The organism is Brunnivagina elsteri CCALA 953, assembly GCF_002289455.1.
Classification (GTDB): Bacteria; Cyanobacteriota; Cyanobacteriia; order Cyanobacteriales; family Nostocaceae; genus Brunnivagina; species Brunnivagina elsteri.
Genome location: NZ_NTFS01000129.1, coordinates 1 through 15682 on the forward strand (window position 1 = coordinate 1; position 15682 = coordinate 15682).

Below are 15682 nucleotides of genomic sequence, written 5' to 3' on the forward strand. Positions count from 1 at the left end.
CCTTAATATTTATTATTAAAAATATAGGTAAATACAAGTATTTATACGAAGAGAATGTATACATTAATCGTAATTGTTGAAAATGGCATCAGGAATTATACTTACTTATCTCAGTGACGATATATAAGAAATTTGTATATAAGAGAAGAGTCAAAAGGTAAAGTAAGACATAGCTTTTCATGAATTTGCCCCCCCATAATATAAGGAACAACAAGGTCAAATCCCAGTCATATAGAACATTTGCGGCATATTGCTTGCAAATAAGCATTTTCAGGGGCGTAAAAATACCTGCGAGTAATTACGGTTGTTTTTTAGGGAATAATCAACGTAAATTCTCGTGTTGGGAGGGCGGATTTAAAGCTGAACCCACGAATATATCTACAGCAGGAAGTAAATATTTTCCTTCCTCTGAGATGTGAAAGCTCCAAAGATTTGAGATTAGGCTTCCTAAATGTGTTAGCCTGATTTTTTCCGAAGAGCAGCATATCAAACGATAAATGTAAAGAGTGACACATCACAAGTGGTGAGGAGTGATAAGACAAGTAAACGCAAAAATTAAGTTTTTTTAAACAGCGTAAACTTGTCTAAAACAGAGAACCAAGTTAATCTTGCCTAAGTATCTCTGGTGATTGTGATCTTGATCTATCGTTTGTAGTGATATAAATCATTGACTAGTATCCGACTGAAAAATCGAGATCAGTTAAGCGCTAGCGATCGTTAAGGAGGTCGTCTTTGAAACGAGCATTAAAAAAGAAAGTTAAGGCTGCACAAAAAAGTAACCCCAATGAGGATGTTCCAGTGGATAATTTGAACGAACCAAACCTAAAAATCAATCGTCGAGGGCGAACAAGCGCGGCTATGATTGGTTTGGCAATCTCAATGGGTGCTACGAGCCTTTTCGTGACTCGGCAAAGCGACCAAGTTCTGGCAGCGGAGCCTGTAGCAAATCAAAATACAGCTTCTACAACTCCTGTTGCTGATAATGCGGTGAAATTTGCTGCCACAGCCAAGCTGGATACCAAAGTCGCTTCAAACATGAGCGTGCTTGAGAATCCTGTGGTTGTGGAACCGACAGCAATTTCCCAGATGCCAGGGCTTGGAGCTAAATTGCAAGTTGCAGCGAGCTATTCTAGTTTAGAGGTTCCCACACCAACGTCAGTCACGAACAAATTTACAACTGAAAGTAAAACTGTTTATTCGGCGCAAGAGCAAGCCACTAAGGGTAAACAGATTGTAAATGCGATCGCCAGAGTACAAGCGAATAAACAGCAAGTACAAACAGCCAAAGTATCCGAAAATCTCCCAGGGACAGTTGCACCAGAACAAGGGCAAAGCAACGAAGTCAACGAGCAGTTAAAAGCACAGCAAGAGTTAGCGATTAGTCAGTTACAGAAAAAATCGAACCGTTTAAGAGAAAGTCTGGCGGAGTGGAAGTCTGGGGAGACGAATACATCAGCATCGAATCAAGGAACAGCAACCTTGGAGGGTTCGCCAATAACTTCCCTTGCAACCGTACCTACTCAACCTGCGGCATCGAAAACTTACGAAGTTAAGCCTGGGGATACATTAGCTGCGATCGCAATTAAGCATGGTGCTTCAGTAGCCGATATTGCTTCTTCTAATGGTATAACTAATCTCAACCAGCTAAAAATCAGTCAAAAACTGAATATTCCTGCTTCTACTACCCAAGTTAATCCAGCTTCAGGAGCGTTAGCGAAGCTTACCGTAGGTATCGCATCTACCAGTAGTACTTCGATTCCGGCAAACGGGATTGCACCAGTTGCACCAGTTGCTGTACCAACAGGCATTGCTACCCCACCCCAATCGTTAGTCGCTAGCGGTAATACCAATCAAGGTGTTACTTCCACTGGCACAACCACAACAGAATTGACAGATGCTCCTGCAAATGGAATGGGTGGTGATACCCCCGTACCCAAAATATTTGCGGAAATGCAACTAGCATCCCGGAATAATCGCAATAAACAGGCAAAAGAAGACCGAGGTCTTCGCAGTTTGCAAGATGAAATTGAACGCTTGCGTCAACGATATCGCGCTCAACAGTCTGGAAAGCGAGGTTCTCAGCAGAATCAGTATAACAACACTGTTGCGGTTCCCGTTCCTGTTTCTACACCAAACTCGATTGCAGTACCAACAGTTCCTGCATTCCCTGCACGCGATCGCCGTAATAATATCGCCATACCCGTTCCAACCTACAGACAAAATACTGTCAGAGCAAACACAGTAGCAGTGCCCATCCCGGTTCCAACACCAATGGCACCAAATTACAGCAACTACGAACGAATCAACCCTGAATGGGCGCGTAACGCCAGCAACGGTGGCAGGATGTCAAATCCCCCCGTACCCACAACGACAAATGCATCTGAGTCCCTTGGCAACATGCGCGGTACAGTAGTTACACCGCAATTGCCACCTCTAGCAGCAATTGATAAATACATACCCAGAGCGGTTGACGAAAATAGTCCGCCAATAATTGCACCTACAAACAACGGAAATATCGGCAACGTTGCTTACATTTGGCCTGCTAAAGGTGTTCTCACCTCCGGTTACGGTTGGCGCTGGGGCAGAATGCACAAAGGTCTTGATGTCGCTAACTCCGTTGGTACTCCAATTTATGCATCTGCTCCCGGAATCGTCGCGAAAGCTGGCTGGAGTAAGGGTGGTTACGGTAACTTAGTCGAAATTCGTCATCCTGATGGTAGTATGACCCGTTACGGTCATAACAGCAGAGTTATGGTGTCAGAGGGGCAACAAGTGCAGCAAGGTGACACAATTGCCGCAATGGGAAGCACCGGTTTTAGTACTGGTCCACACACCCACTTTGAGATTCATCCTTCTGGTAAGGGTGCGGTTAATCCAATCGCCATGTTACCTGCAAGGGTCTAAGTTTTTGGTTGCGACTGAATAATTACAACGTCAAAGAGGGATATAATTCCCTCTTTTGCTTTTGAGTTCATCAATTGTTTTTCTACCCAACACCAATTTTTGTCCCCGTAAAATAAATTTAGCAAAAGGACTAGCGGCGACAAAAATATTATGCTAAATTTAGGAGTCGTTGAATGAAATTGTTGAACAAAGGTTTTTAGATAAATACTGTTAAACAATTCTTGGCTCAGTAGCTCAGTTGGTTAGAGTAGGGGACTCATAAGCCCTTGGTCGTGCGTTCGAGTCGCACCTGAGCCATTCTTACATATTAACTACCAACCACTATAACCCTTTACTAGATGGGTTGGTTATTGAGGCTTGGTTCGGAGAAAAATCTCTTCGCAAAAATTTTGATGGGTAGATTCTTTTTCTCTGTGTATTTGTTAATATTAATGAAATTTTGAATCGTAAAGACCACTATGGCTCTATATGCAGAATTGCATCGACATCTTGGGGGTTCGGTAGTACCCCGCGTATTATGGCGATACTTTCAGCGTCATTCTGAGGAAATGGTGTCCCGCTTTGATGACTATCCTGCATTTGAAGAGTTTTATACTAAACCCCGCAACACTCTAGATGAATATCTGGAATTACATACTTTAGTAGAAAGCGTCCAAACTGTAGAAACATTACCTTATTTTATTTATCGTTTGTTGCGTGGAGCTTATATTTTCGAGAATTTGGCGTATTTGGAATTGCGTTATACACCCTATCTGAGGACTCCAGAACACTTAAGTCAATCGGAACGCATCGACAAAATGGCAGAAATTGTTGATGTGGTGGGAAATGCCAGTCAAATTCCTGAATATCCGATTGTCACCAGTCAAATCCTCTGTATGCACTCCCGTTTACCCTATGAGGTAAATAAGGCAATTATTGATTTAGCTTCTCAAAGTAAAAAATTTGTCTGCGCTATTGATGTGGCTGGGGGCGATCGCTATTATGCTGAAAGGCTAGATGAGTGGATTAAATTATACGAATATGCGCTGTCATTGGGTGTAAATACAACTGGACACTTGTACGAAACAACTGATGGTAGTTACCCAGAATTGCTACCTTTTTTAAAGCGAATTGGTCACGGTATTCAAATTCCCTTACGGCATCCTCAATTATTACCAGATTTGGCGCGTCGGGGACAATGTTTGGAGGTTTGCCCAACTACTTATATGAAGACGGGGACTTTGGATGATATTCGTCAACTCAAGATAGTGTTTGACAAATGTTTTGAAGCAGGTGTTGATATTGCAATTTGTACTGATAATGCAGGTTTGCATAACGTCCGTTTGCCGTTTGAATATGAGAACTTGTTAACTTACGACATTATTAGTTTTCAGCAGTTACAAGCTTGCCAAGATGCTGCATTTAAACATGCATTTGCTTCTCCTTACCATCAGCGTCCAGCTTCATTGTTAAGTGGTATAATCAACCCACAACCTGGGAAAGTGATGGCATAAGTGATAGTTAGTTAAGGTTATAGAGACGTTCCGGTGGAACGTCTTTACAAAGGGTTGTGTTGCGTATTTAATTTGTATATCGAATGTGGGCAAGCTGCCCGCATTACAATGATTTTATTTTTTTGTATTCTATAATTTAGCTGCACATCAGCTTAACGCTTCGCGTATCGCATTGATTCTGAATTCTTTCTTCCCGCAGAAAGCAATAAAAATTAGAACAGAGAAAAATGTATAGTGGATGTCAATTATGCCCTAAACTAGAGGTTATGGCATCCACGATTCAAACTTTACCCAACGAAGTCGTACATCTGATTGCGGCTGGCGAAGTGATTGACTCGTTTGCGGCTGTAGTGCGGGAATTGGTGGAAAATTCCCTTGATGCAGGTGCAAATCGAATAACTGTTTATTTACATCCACAACAATGGCGAGTTCGCGTAGCTGATAACGGTTGCGGCATCAACTATGAAGATTTAGAAAATGCCGCGATCGCACATAGTACTAGCAAGATACATGAAGGTGCCGATTTATGGAAAATTCGCAGTTTGGGGTTTCGTGGTGAAGCTTTACATAGTTTGACAACCCTAGCGAATTTAGAAATTTTAAGTCGTTCAAACAATACCGTGACTACAGAATCTAGAAATGATGGCTGTGGATTCCGTGTAGTATATGGTGCAGGTGGCAAAGTATTACAAATGGAAGCAACTGCGATCGCACCTGGTACTGTAGTCACTGTCTCGAATTTGTTTGGGAATTGTCGGGAAAGACGGCAGGGTTTACCAAATACGAATCAGCAAATGAAGGCTGTACAAGCAATAATTTATCAAATCGCTTTGTGTCATCCTCAAGTAGCTTGGCAAGTTTGGCAAAATGACCGCATCTGGTTTAGTCTCAGTCCAGCCGCGACAATGGGAAGGTTATTACCACAAATATTACACCAAGTTCGTCAAGGTGATTTGCATGAATTAGAAGTTGAATTGCGATTGAGCTTGGAAGAACCCAACCCATCAGCACAATTCGCTTTCCAACCATTAAAATCAGCCTTTACCTACAGTTCTGCTTCTTCTCCCATTTCCACATCTTTACATCTTCCCCCAAACCCTACTTGCAAACTGCATCTAGTGATTGGATTACCCGATCGATGTCACCGTCATCGTCCAGATTGGGTGCGGATTGCGGTAAACAAACGCATGGTCAAAGCATCGGAAATCGAACAAAGCGTATTTAGTGCTTTTCATCGCACCTTACCACGCGATCGCTTCCCTGTTTGTTTATTACATTTAGAAATTGCTCCCGAACATATTAATTGGAATCGCAATCCGGCTAAAAGCGAGATTTATCTGAATAATCTGAATTTCTGGCAAGAACAAGTTAGTCAAGCGATCGCCCAAGCCCTTCGCATCAATTCGGATACAGTTAGCGAAGCCATCCAAACTAGCCGAGTTGGTCAATTAATCAAAGTTGCCGAAGCACAAAACCAATACAATCCCAATCGTTCAATTCAACCTCAACCCAGTGAACACCAAGAAATAAACCAAGAAAACGGTAGTTCCGATCAACTTCCCAATAAAACCTTTCTCCCCAATTCTCCACTTTCCACCCAGGATGATTCCAGAGAAGTCACCACACCAAAATTAACAGCAGTTGCTCAAGTCAACAAAATGTACATAGTTGTCGAGCATCCCGATGGTGTCTGGTTAGTCGAACAACATATTGCTCACGAACGGGTATTATACGAACAGATATGCGATCGCTGGCAAATTGTACCCATCGAACCAGCATTAATCCTCTTTCAACTTGCGATCGCACAAGTCGAACAACTCCAACGTATTGGTTTAGATATTGAACCCTTTGGGGAAAATCTTTGGGCAGTGCGTAGCGTTCCCGCAATGCTCAAACAACGGGAAGATTGTAGTGAAGCAATTTTAGAATTGAGTCAAGGTGGAGATTTACAAGCAGCACAAGTTGCCGTTGCTTGTCGCAGCGCCATTCGTAACGGTACAGTTCTGACAATGGCAGAAATGCAAAGGTTATTAGAACAATGGCAAAGTACTCGTAACCCCCGTACTTGTCCCCACGGCAGACCAATTTGTTTATCTTTACCTGAGTCATCACTATCGCGTTATTTCAAGCGACATTGGGTAGTGGGGAAAAGTCACGGAATTTAACCATCGAGAATGATTGGCTCGACAAGGGTTTCGATCCAAGCTTTTGCGCCACAAATTGGATTATCAAAGTCGTATACAATCGTGCAAGGTCCAGGGATGAAAACCTTGTGGCAGTAGGATGGTTTGCGTTTTCTGACAATTATAGCGTTCTAAAGTTAGTTCGTACATCAGGTTTTGGAAGTCATCATTTAAAAATAATCTAAAGAATAATCAACTTTAATTTTCTGGAAAAAGTGGAAATTGATAATATCCCCGGCATTTCTCAAACGTCAGGGATATTATTTAACCATTAACCTTGTGTAAAAGCGCAGGAAATAGCTAATTCGGCATGTTTTTGTAATGTTGCTTTGTCGAGTAGTTCTACTGAATATTGGGGAGTTAATGCTAAAAGCTTGTCAATTCGAGTTTTTGCAGCTTCCACAATTGTTGCGTCTAAACTACGATCGCGAATCGAGTTACTAAAATCCTGTGCGATCGCAATTGTCCTATCTAGGGAAGATGATGGTAAATTTCGGGACACCATAAATAAATCGCAGCCAGCATTAAAGGTTTTGGTAACGGTTCCCGGTTGACCATACATATCCGCAACCGCTTTCATATCTAAATCATCGGAAACAATTACCCCGATAAATCCTAATTCCTGCCGTAATATTCCCGTTAATATTGTCTTCGATAAAGTTGCAGGTACATTACCATCTATCTTCGGAAAGAGAATATGTGCAGTCATCACCATTGGTACTTGTGCTGCAATTAAAGCTTGAAAAGGAATTAATTCGCGGGTTTGCAATTCATATGCAGTCAGATTGAGTACGGGTAATTCCAAATGGGAATCGCTGGTAGTGTCTCCATGTCCAGGAAAATGCTTGGCGCAACCAATTATCCCAACATCCTCCAAACCTGCCAAATATTCGCAGGCAAAAATACCCGCAGATTCGGGAGTAATTCCCATTGCGCGAGTTCCAATAATGGGGTTGTTGGGATTTGAGTAAATATCAGCCACAGGTGACCAAGAGACATTAATACCCATCGATTTGAGTTCCATACCTGCTGCTGCTGCCACTTCACGGGCATGGGATTGAATTAAATATGCTTCAGGAAAGCGAGTAATGGGGAATGGGGGACGATGAACCCTACCACCTTCATGATCGAGAGTCATAAACATGCGATCGCGTTCTGCATATTCACGAATTTGGGCATTTAATTCTTTGAAGGTTTGTAGCCAGACTTCATAGTGAGAACCTGTTTGAAAGTTTTTACCATAGAAAACAATCCCGATTGGTTTGAGTTCACTAAGTAATTTTTTGTCATCATCATTTAATTTAGTACCGGAAATCCCGATTAGTAGGTGGTTCCCAAAGGCTGCAAGCTGCGAAACTGCCATAAATTTTCCCTGTGTTTGCGTGTAAAAAATTACTATTTAATTTACTATTTCAATCCGCAAAAAGATAATACAGCTTTGTTTGCTTTTTGTTGAGTTTAGCCAGATGCATAAGTTGGGAAGTCTCACCACTATAGATAAAGTGACAAGCTTGGAAAACAAAATCGAAAATCAAGGCATAACCTGTTGAAGAATAAATAGCAAAGACCGAAAAAATCTCAAAAACCCTCAAAAATATATAAATTCAACTAAACACAGGAATATTTACCATGCGACGTGAACAAGATAGCAAAAACTCGGAAAAATTAGCTAATGACAAAGACCAAAGTAAATATATTAAAAAGAATCTATCTAGATTAAATAAAAATACTGAGAATGATGATACAGACCCACCAGGTGGTTAATTCTACAGCATGTTCGACTTTCCGGAAACCCTAAACCTAAACGGTTTTTGATGGGTTTGGTATAGTTCAATTTCCTGAAATCTACTTTAAATGAATTTGCTTACAATAATATCCCCAGTTTCTGGTAAGAAGCTGGGGATATGAAATTTATTATTTTAATATTTTGGGGGATATTACGGAGAAATCGCTGTGGAGTAGTTTCAACTAAAGCAACCATTAAGAGCGATCGCACTCACTAATTTTAATAAGCCCCATTTTTGGTGAAGACGACCCAAATAGTTTTAAAGATTAATATCAAATCATACATTGGCGACCACTTACGTTGGTAATCAATATCCATTTTAACTATTTGTTCAAAGTCTTTAATCGTAGAACGTCCATTAGCTTGCCATTCTCCAGTTATTCCTGGTTTGACTCGCAAACGTTCCCAATGATGGGGTTGGTAGTTCTTTACCTCATCAAGAGTCGGTGGACGAGTTCCTACCAAACTCATTTCTCCCCGAAGCACATTCCAAAATTGGGGCAGTTCATCCAAACTTGTTCTACGTAATATTTTACCCATAGGTGTTATCCGTGGGTCGTCAGTAGATTTAAAGATGTGACCTGTTGCCTCATTTTTGACGAGATGCTTGAGTTTTTCCGCATCAACAACCATTGAGCGAAACTTCCAAATGCGGAACTCTTCTTCATTCAAACCACAACGAGTTTGGCTGTAGAAGAGCGAACCTGGGTCATCAAATTTGGTCGCAATTAGTATAACTATTGCGACAAAAGCTGTAATTACGATTCCAATAATAGCTCCAATGATATCAATTATCCGTTTGATAGAACTTGTAACAGAAGGATGTGAAGTCTGTTGCGAGTACTCGATTGAATTGGGATAGTTTACCATTAGCGATTTACGTGCAGAGGAGCTATCTGCATCAGATATATAGGCAGACACTGTTATAGTTCGGATTTCACATATTATTTAAGTTTTCTTTTATGAACTATACTCCAGTATATTTACTAGTGATAACCCTTGGGAGAAAATTTTATCTAATCTTTGAACTAAACTAGTTGAATTTAAAATTTTAGTATTTTTTTAGGTAGTTTTTATAAATTTGGGATATGGGCATTGGGCATTGGGAATTAGGTATTTCCTTCTGCCTTCTGCCTTCTTCAATCGTTATTCTCTGGCTCCGACTGCGAAATTCACGGTATATGGTTCCTCTAAAGACTGCTGAGTACTACCTTTAACGGCATCCAGGTAACGGAGTAATTGTTGAATTTGCTGGGTGTTGGGGACGTAGGAGAGACTACCTTGTTTTTCAAATAGTGGTGTAGATGCGATCGCTCTATAATCTGGATTCTCTACGGAAGATTGCACCAACCACAGGGAATCAATGCTGTTGGGAATTAAACCGGCTGGCAGTTCCCCTTCTAAAAAGGCTAATAAGCGTTGTTGACAACTACGGGTGTTAATTCCCCTCTCCTCGAATAATTGCACGACTTCGCCAAAGGATAAAGCCCTTTCTGGAAGCACTTTTAATAATTCAGTGAATAGGAAATAATCAGTATATTGCTGTCTGGGTATTTCCAACACTTGGGGGTGTAATGGTAGTAAACATAAGCCATAAGCAACACGACTACATGTTGGTGCGCCATTTTCCCCAAGATATAAATCCTGGATAATTCTGGCATTGGGTAATTTTTGCCGCAACCAGCGACTAACTGCACCTAATGAGGCGACTCCACCTGAGAGAATAGCTTGGTTAATTGCTTCTGTGGGAATCCCCCGTGCCACTAGTAGACGATTGAGTTCCCGGTTGAGACGACGCACGAAGGGGACAAAAACTTGACTTTCTAAATCGCGTCGTTGCAATGTCCAGCTTTGGTCAGCCAGTTGCAGAGAAAATGATTCTTGGTGCTGTAAAATTAATTTCATTGCGGTTGCAGCATCGAGCAATGCTTGTCCCAAAAGCGAACTTTCCAGCCTTTGTTGTAGACGAATACGTTCGCTGCCGTCGGGTTCTCCTGGACGAGGTAGGGTTAGTTCTTCCCATTGCAAGCTCGATAAGCGCGTATTTTCCAATCCTTGTATCGATGGTTGCCAATTCCAAGGATTGCTACTGACAGCTTCCTTATCTGACAGCTTAATGGAATTGGATTGTCGCCATTTGGGGGGTAATAGCAATTGGCAAATAATATCTTGTTCGATACTTTTTCCCCCATAGGCAAAACTATGGAGCATAAAATCGCTATGGGTCAATTCGATGAGATGATCGGGTATATCCACCAGCGCCATTTCTGTAGAACTTGCGCCGATATTCATAATTAGGGTATTCCCAATCAGAGGATAGTCACTGCTTTTTGCTTTTGCTGAACCTGTACGGCTTTTGAGCTTGACTTCTTCCCCGTTACAACCGTCGAGTTCGGAAAGCAGGGTTGCGATCGCTTCTTCAACAAAAAATACTTGTTGGGGATGGGAAATGATTTTGCTGATCAGTAAAGCTTCGCGGATATTAAAGCGGTATTGTTCTGACCAGTTTGATGGAACTGAGCAAATAACTCCTGCTAGATTATCGATGGCATTGGCAAAGTTTTCGGGATTTAAACCCATTGCAGTGGCAGCTAAACCCAAAGTGGTGCTGTTACGATCCGATTTGAGAGTTAAAAGTAATTTTGAGAGCGATCGCACCATCCAAACTAATGGTACGGTTGCCACTTCGTTTAGTTGCAGCACGGGTTCCCACTTTAATTGTGGTTGTGGGGTTCCAATAGCGGTAGTATCTTGCCTAATTGGGGTTGTTCGAGCCAGGTAATCGCTGCGATAGGCTAAAGCAAGTTGTAAATAAGGCTTTAATTCGGCAGAAAATAAATGTTGAGGTGTTGGGGATGATGCTTCTGATGCTGTCGTTTCTTGATTATCCCCGATTGGTTTCCCTGCTGTTGCTGGTAAGTAAACTTCTGCTGGTAATCTAAAGGAACGTTTTACCCCATTTGTGCTGTTTTCGGTTTCTGCTGACCAGTAAAGTGGGTATACTTCTGTTGTCGAGCGATTTAACAAAGCCGCAGAAATTCCTGTTGTTCCTAAGTCAATTCCCAAATACCATGCTGAATCTTGGGTATTAATTGGCAAATCGGTATTCCCGATTAAACCGGAGATGGGAATTAAGTTATTTGTGGTTAGGTTATTTGTACTGAGATTATTTTCTGAATCAACTAAATCATTTGCCGAACCATTGGCAGTAATTTCAATATTTTGATTATCCTCAGTTTCAAGCTCAGGTTTAATCTCAGGTTTAATCTCAGTTCCAGCTTCCGCAACTGGTGCTTCGTTTAGACTTACATCTGGACTTATATCTGGACTTATATCTGGACTTGCATTTGTACTGATATCTAAACTTGCATTTGTAGTGATATCTGGACTTACATCTGGACTTACATCCAAACTTATACCAAAATTCGCATTTTCCACACTAGCTTCGTCTGGGATATTTAGATTGGGTATATTAATTTCAGAATCTTCGATATTGGGGTTGTTAGGTAGTTCGTTGAAGAAAATATCGGGTTGCGCTTCCACGACAGAATTAGAAGAAGCAGAAGCAAAAATATTTTGTTCGCTATCGAAGTTTGCTAAATCCCGATCTAATTGCTGCAATTGTTCTTCATCAAGGGAAATATTCGGCATTGCAGCATCTATTTCAGCCGTCGCTTTTGAAAGTAATATTTCCTGTGGTGATGCTGTAATGTAATTTGTGGTTACATTTTCGCTGGCTGTGGGATTCTCTGCTTCGATTGGTTTTGGTTCAGTTTCGCTAATATTACTAATATCGGATGACGCGATCGCATCTTCGGCATCAACAAAGATTAAATCGGTTAATACCGTAATGCGATCGCTATCTGTTGGTTCTTCCTGATTTAGGGTTGTGTTAGCGGTGATTTCGTTACCAAAAAATGCTTGCCATGCATCATTTGTTTGTCCGGAAACCATAGTATCAAGATTTTGAGTATCAAGATTTTGAGATTGCAAGTCTTGTAGGTTTAGTAATCCTGCATCATTACCATCAAACCAAGGATCGGAAACAAAGCCTGATTTTATATCTTGATTTTCATCCTGATTTTCGGTATTCTCCGCATTTTCGCTATTTTCAACATTTTCGATACTAATCAATTCAACATCTGAAGATATAGTAGTATCCTGTAATGTTGTTTCAGATGCTATTTCTTCACCATTAGAAGCTTCCCGAATAGAATCTTGAGTTATTCCGTCTAAGATGACGTTGGAAGCATGATCATTAATAATTGTTTCTGGATTAATGAATGAAGTTACTGGACTTACAGCATCAGTAATATCATTGAATTGATTACTATCGACCTGTTCGCTAATCTCAAAACTTGAATCTAAGTCTATTTGCTCAAAGTTAGCTTCTTCTAAATTAATTTGTTCTTGGCTAGGGATTGGACTAAATAGCGAAGTGGAAGCATTCAAATCAATAACAGTAGGAATTGATAAATCCTGAGTGACACCAATTGGATTGCGATTTAGTTGGTTAGCCACTATTAGCGGATTCGGATTAGTTTCACCATCCTGAATAAATAGACTAGCGTAAAGGCGATCAACTTCATCGGCTCGATTTTGAGGTGCTTGATTTAATTCCTGAAGAGAAATAAGCTGAGATTCTTGATTTACTTGTGGTGGAGAAAAAGAAGCTAACGATTGTTGAGACGTTGTGCTGTCTTGACTAAGTTCCAAAAGTAAAGCGTCCAAATCTGGCGTTACATTACCATCATCAAGCAATCCAGTATCTATATCCGGTAATTCAGTTGTACCTATATCGGTCGATTTTCCAACAGATTTTTCAATTAAATTTTCAACTATTGGTGTGGATTGGGAAACTTTAGCTTGTCGAGAAGTCGTACGAGAAACCTCCGGGATTAAATTCCGCTTATCGCGTTTCGCTGTCACATTCGATTCTTGGACATCTTTCGATCCAGCACTCGCTCCAACATTGTAATTATCGATCGCAGGCAAAGACAGCAACTGTTGGATCAAATTATCAATAAAATGTTTTAGTAACTGCTCCGCTTGGCTGCCGCGATCGCCCATCCTCACCATTGCCTCAGATAACGAATCATGATGGTTATGAACATTACGCTGTAAAGCTTCAAAAACAATATTTACAGTTCCATCAAGGGCAATTAATTTTCGATCTAATTCGCTAGCTAACTGGGATAAACGTTCAACCTGTTGTGCCGATTCTGCACTTACTGGGCTTGGAGATGGAACATGACTCGATTTGAGTATAGATACCAAATTCGCCGCTTGTGGGGGATTCTCTCCAACCCGATTTGCCAGCACCTGCAAAAACTCCGCGATCGCTTGTTCCTGAGTTGCCATTTGCTGCACCAAAGAATAATTGTGCAGTCGTTGTTGTTCCAACTGGCGAATTTCCTCAACTAAATTTTGGCGTTCCTCCAATAGCGATCGCAATTCAACTTTGAGCGGTTCAATCAACGTTGAAATTTCGTGAACAGGGTTATTTAACTGCGACGAAGGATTTTGTGGCAAAGAAGCTTGAGGGGCAATACCACCAAAAGAGTCATCTTCCGCCATAAAATAGCCTGAAGAACCTGATAACGACCCATCGCGAACGATATATCTAGCCTGCAACGGCGTTAACTGCGCCGCACTGCCTCCTTCTGTCTCATTTTCGACTAAATCGATCAAAAAACTACGAATCCGTTCCAATACAAGCTTTGGTTCTTGCCCTTGTTGAGGGGAAAGAACTCTAGATAAGCGCTTACCCTTGTTCGCGAGTAAGTTGTCAATCTCTGCAATCAGCGTTTGAATTTCAGTTGCGCGGGAAGTCACTTTGATTTTCCTAAGATGATTTCTAAGAAGGCGTGGTGTGGAAATTGCTCGGTTAGCATGACAATAATAATTACCGAAAAATTGGGTATAAAGCCCCCTCCACTTCGACAAGCTCAGTGCGTCGCTTATAGGATGGCTTTTCTGGTAAGGTTTTTCGGAGCGGATTAGGGTTTAAGGATTGGAGGTTAGGAATTTAGATATTAAAAATATAGATTATAAGCTGGCTTGGCAAAGAATGCCATTTATAGGAAATGACTAAACAATTAACATTACCCCAAATCCCTAATCGAGTGACGCGATCGCTCAAAAATTAAAGTTCGCAAAAATCACTACCCTTGAGTATCATTAATGTTGTTGATTAATGTTGTTGACTAATCTCGTTTAGTAATCATACTTGCAATAACGTTGGCTCATAAACAAGAATACATTAAGCTAAAAGCTGCTTTATGCCAAACTTTTATCTTGTTTATACCCGTAGATAAAGATTGTTCCTAAAAACACTGGCATTACGGCGTTATGTAACATAAGTTTAGCTTTATTGTAGAAAGCGATCGCGCTTTTATCCCTTAGGCTTGTATGTGGTGCTTTGTTTATTGAGTCGATTACAGCTTGAATAAAAATGTCGTAATGGAAGACAGACACAGTTTGCTGACCCCTGCTAACCCATCTATTGTTACATCGGCTCCCTTTTTCCAAGGGCTGCCTGAAGCTGTTATTGAGCTAGCACTAACCCATCTTGTCAGCCGTACTCACCCAGCAAATCAAGTAATCCTACTCGAAAATGACTGGGGTGGTTCAGTCTATTTTATCATTGATGGATGGGTAAAAATTCGTACCTACAATCTTGAAGGTAAAGAAGTTACACTAAATATTCTTGGTAAAGGCGAACTTTTTGGCGAAATGGCAGCGCTTGATGAAGTGCCACGCTCTACAGATGTAATCACTTTAACTGCTACCATCATTGGTAGTATGCCCTCCCAAGACTTTGTGAAGCTACTTCAAACTGAACCAATGGCAGGAGTTAGGTTAGCCCAACTCATGGCAAGACGGTTGAGACAAATCAATCGGAGATTAAGATTGCGCGAATCGGATAGCCAATCACGAGTAGCCGATACTTTATTATTTTTAGCCGAGGGACAAGGAACTAAAGCCGAGACGGGTATGGATATTCCCAATTTACCACACCGAGAATTGAGTAGTTTGAGCGGATTAGCTAGGGAAACTGTCACCAGGGTACTAACTAGGTTAGAAAAGAAAGGGCTAATTAAACGCGATCAAGATTCAATCTGTATTCCAGATTTGTCAGCATTAGAACGCATGATAGTTTAGTTCGTGAAAGGGGAAAAAGGAAAATGGAAGACTCTTAAAACAATTCGCAATACTCCGAAGCGGAGAAGCAAGCTACGTAATACTCGCAGAGCGAGAAGCTAAAGCTACGCAATTATGTTTTGTAACGGAGAGAAGTTTGTGGGGACGGAATA

9 protein-coding genes and 1 tRNA gene are annotated in these 15682 nt (G+C 41.1%); 6 read left to right on the top strand and 4 right to left on the bottom strand.

All coding sequences use genetic code 11. The features are described from left to right. Positions 1-732 precede the first annotated feature (732 nt). From CK510_RS13255 to mutL, 4 genes are all read left to right on the top strand, one after another. Positions 733-2904, top strand: coding sequence for a peptidoglycan DD-metalloendopeptidase family protein (locus CK510_RS13255; RefSeq protein WP_095722158.1), 2172 nt, complete (start codon positions 733-735; stop codon positions 2902-2904). 223 nt (positions 2905-3127) lie between these two features. Then, positions 3128-3201, top strand: a tRNA-Met gene (locus CK510_RS13260). Between the two features lie 161 nt (positions 3202-3362). Continuing rightward, positions 3363-4397, top strand: a complete 1035-nt coding sequence (locus tag CK510_RS13265; RefSeq protein ID WP_095722159.1) for an adenosine deaminase — start codon at positions 3363-3365, stop codon at positions 4395-4397. 266 nt (positions 4398-4663) lie between these two features. Further along, positions 4664-6562: a DNA mismatch repair endonuclease MutL gene (gene mutL, locus CK510_RS13270; RefSeq protein ID WP_095722160.1), complete on the top strand. Its 1899-nt coding sequence runs from the start codon at positions 4664-4666 to the stop codon at positions 6560-6562. A gap of 289 nt (positions 6563-6851) precedes the next feature. Here mutL and CK510_RS13275 read toward each other — a convergent pair whose 3' ends face one another. Then, on the bottom strand, positions 6852-7943 hold the full coding sequence (locus tag CK510_RS13275; protein WP_095722161.1) for a glycoside hydrolase family 3 N-terminal domain-containing protein: 1092 nt from the start codon (positions 7941-7943) through the stop codon (positions 6852-6854). Positions 7944-8209: 266 nt separating this feature from the next. Between CK510_RS13275 and CK510_RS33955 the strand changes: the two genes are divergently transcribed. After that, positions 8210-8344 (top strand): hypothetical protein, encoded by a 135-nt coding sequence (locus tag CK510_RS33955; RefSeq protein WP_281257014.1) that lies wholly within the window; start codon positions 8210-8212, stop codon positions 8342-8344. Between the two features lie 241 nt (positions 8345-8585). Here the strand turns inward: CK510_RS33955 and CK510_RS13280 are convergent, their stop codons facing one another. From CK510_RS13280 to CK510_RS30990, 3 genes are all read right to left on the bottom strand, one after another. Then, positions 8586-9236 carry a sugar transferase gene (locus tag CK510_RS13280; RefSeq protein WP_095722162.1) on the bottom strand — a complete coding sequence of 217 codons (651 nt, stop codon included), beginning with the start codon at positions 9234-9236 and terminating at the stop codon, positions 8586-8588. A gap of 276 nt (positions 9237-9512) precedes the next feature. Next, positions 9513-14201: a hypothetical protein gene (locus tag CK510_RS13285; RefSeq protein ID WP_095722163.1), complete on the bottom strand. Its 4689-nt coding sequence runs from the start codon at positions 14199-14201 to the stop codon at positions 9513-9515. A 444-nt stretch (positions 14202-14645) separates the two neighbouring features. Next, on the bottom strand, positions 14646-14843 hold the full coding sequence (locus CK510_RS30990; protein ID WP_143289291.1) for a hypothetical protein: 198 nt from the start codon (positions 14841-14843) through the stop codon (positions 14646-14648). On the opposite strand from CK510_RS30990, the gene CK510_RS13290 reads away from it, so the two are divergent. Beyond that, entirely contained in the window at positions 14829-15530 is a 702-nt protein-coding gene (locus CK510_RS13290) for a Crp/Fnr family transcriptional regulator (protein ID WP_095722164.1), read from the top strand. The two genes, CK510_RS30990 and CK510_RS13290, sit on opposite strands and share 15 nt — an antisense overlap. Positions 15531-15682: the final 152 nt, after the last annotated feature.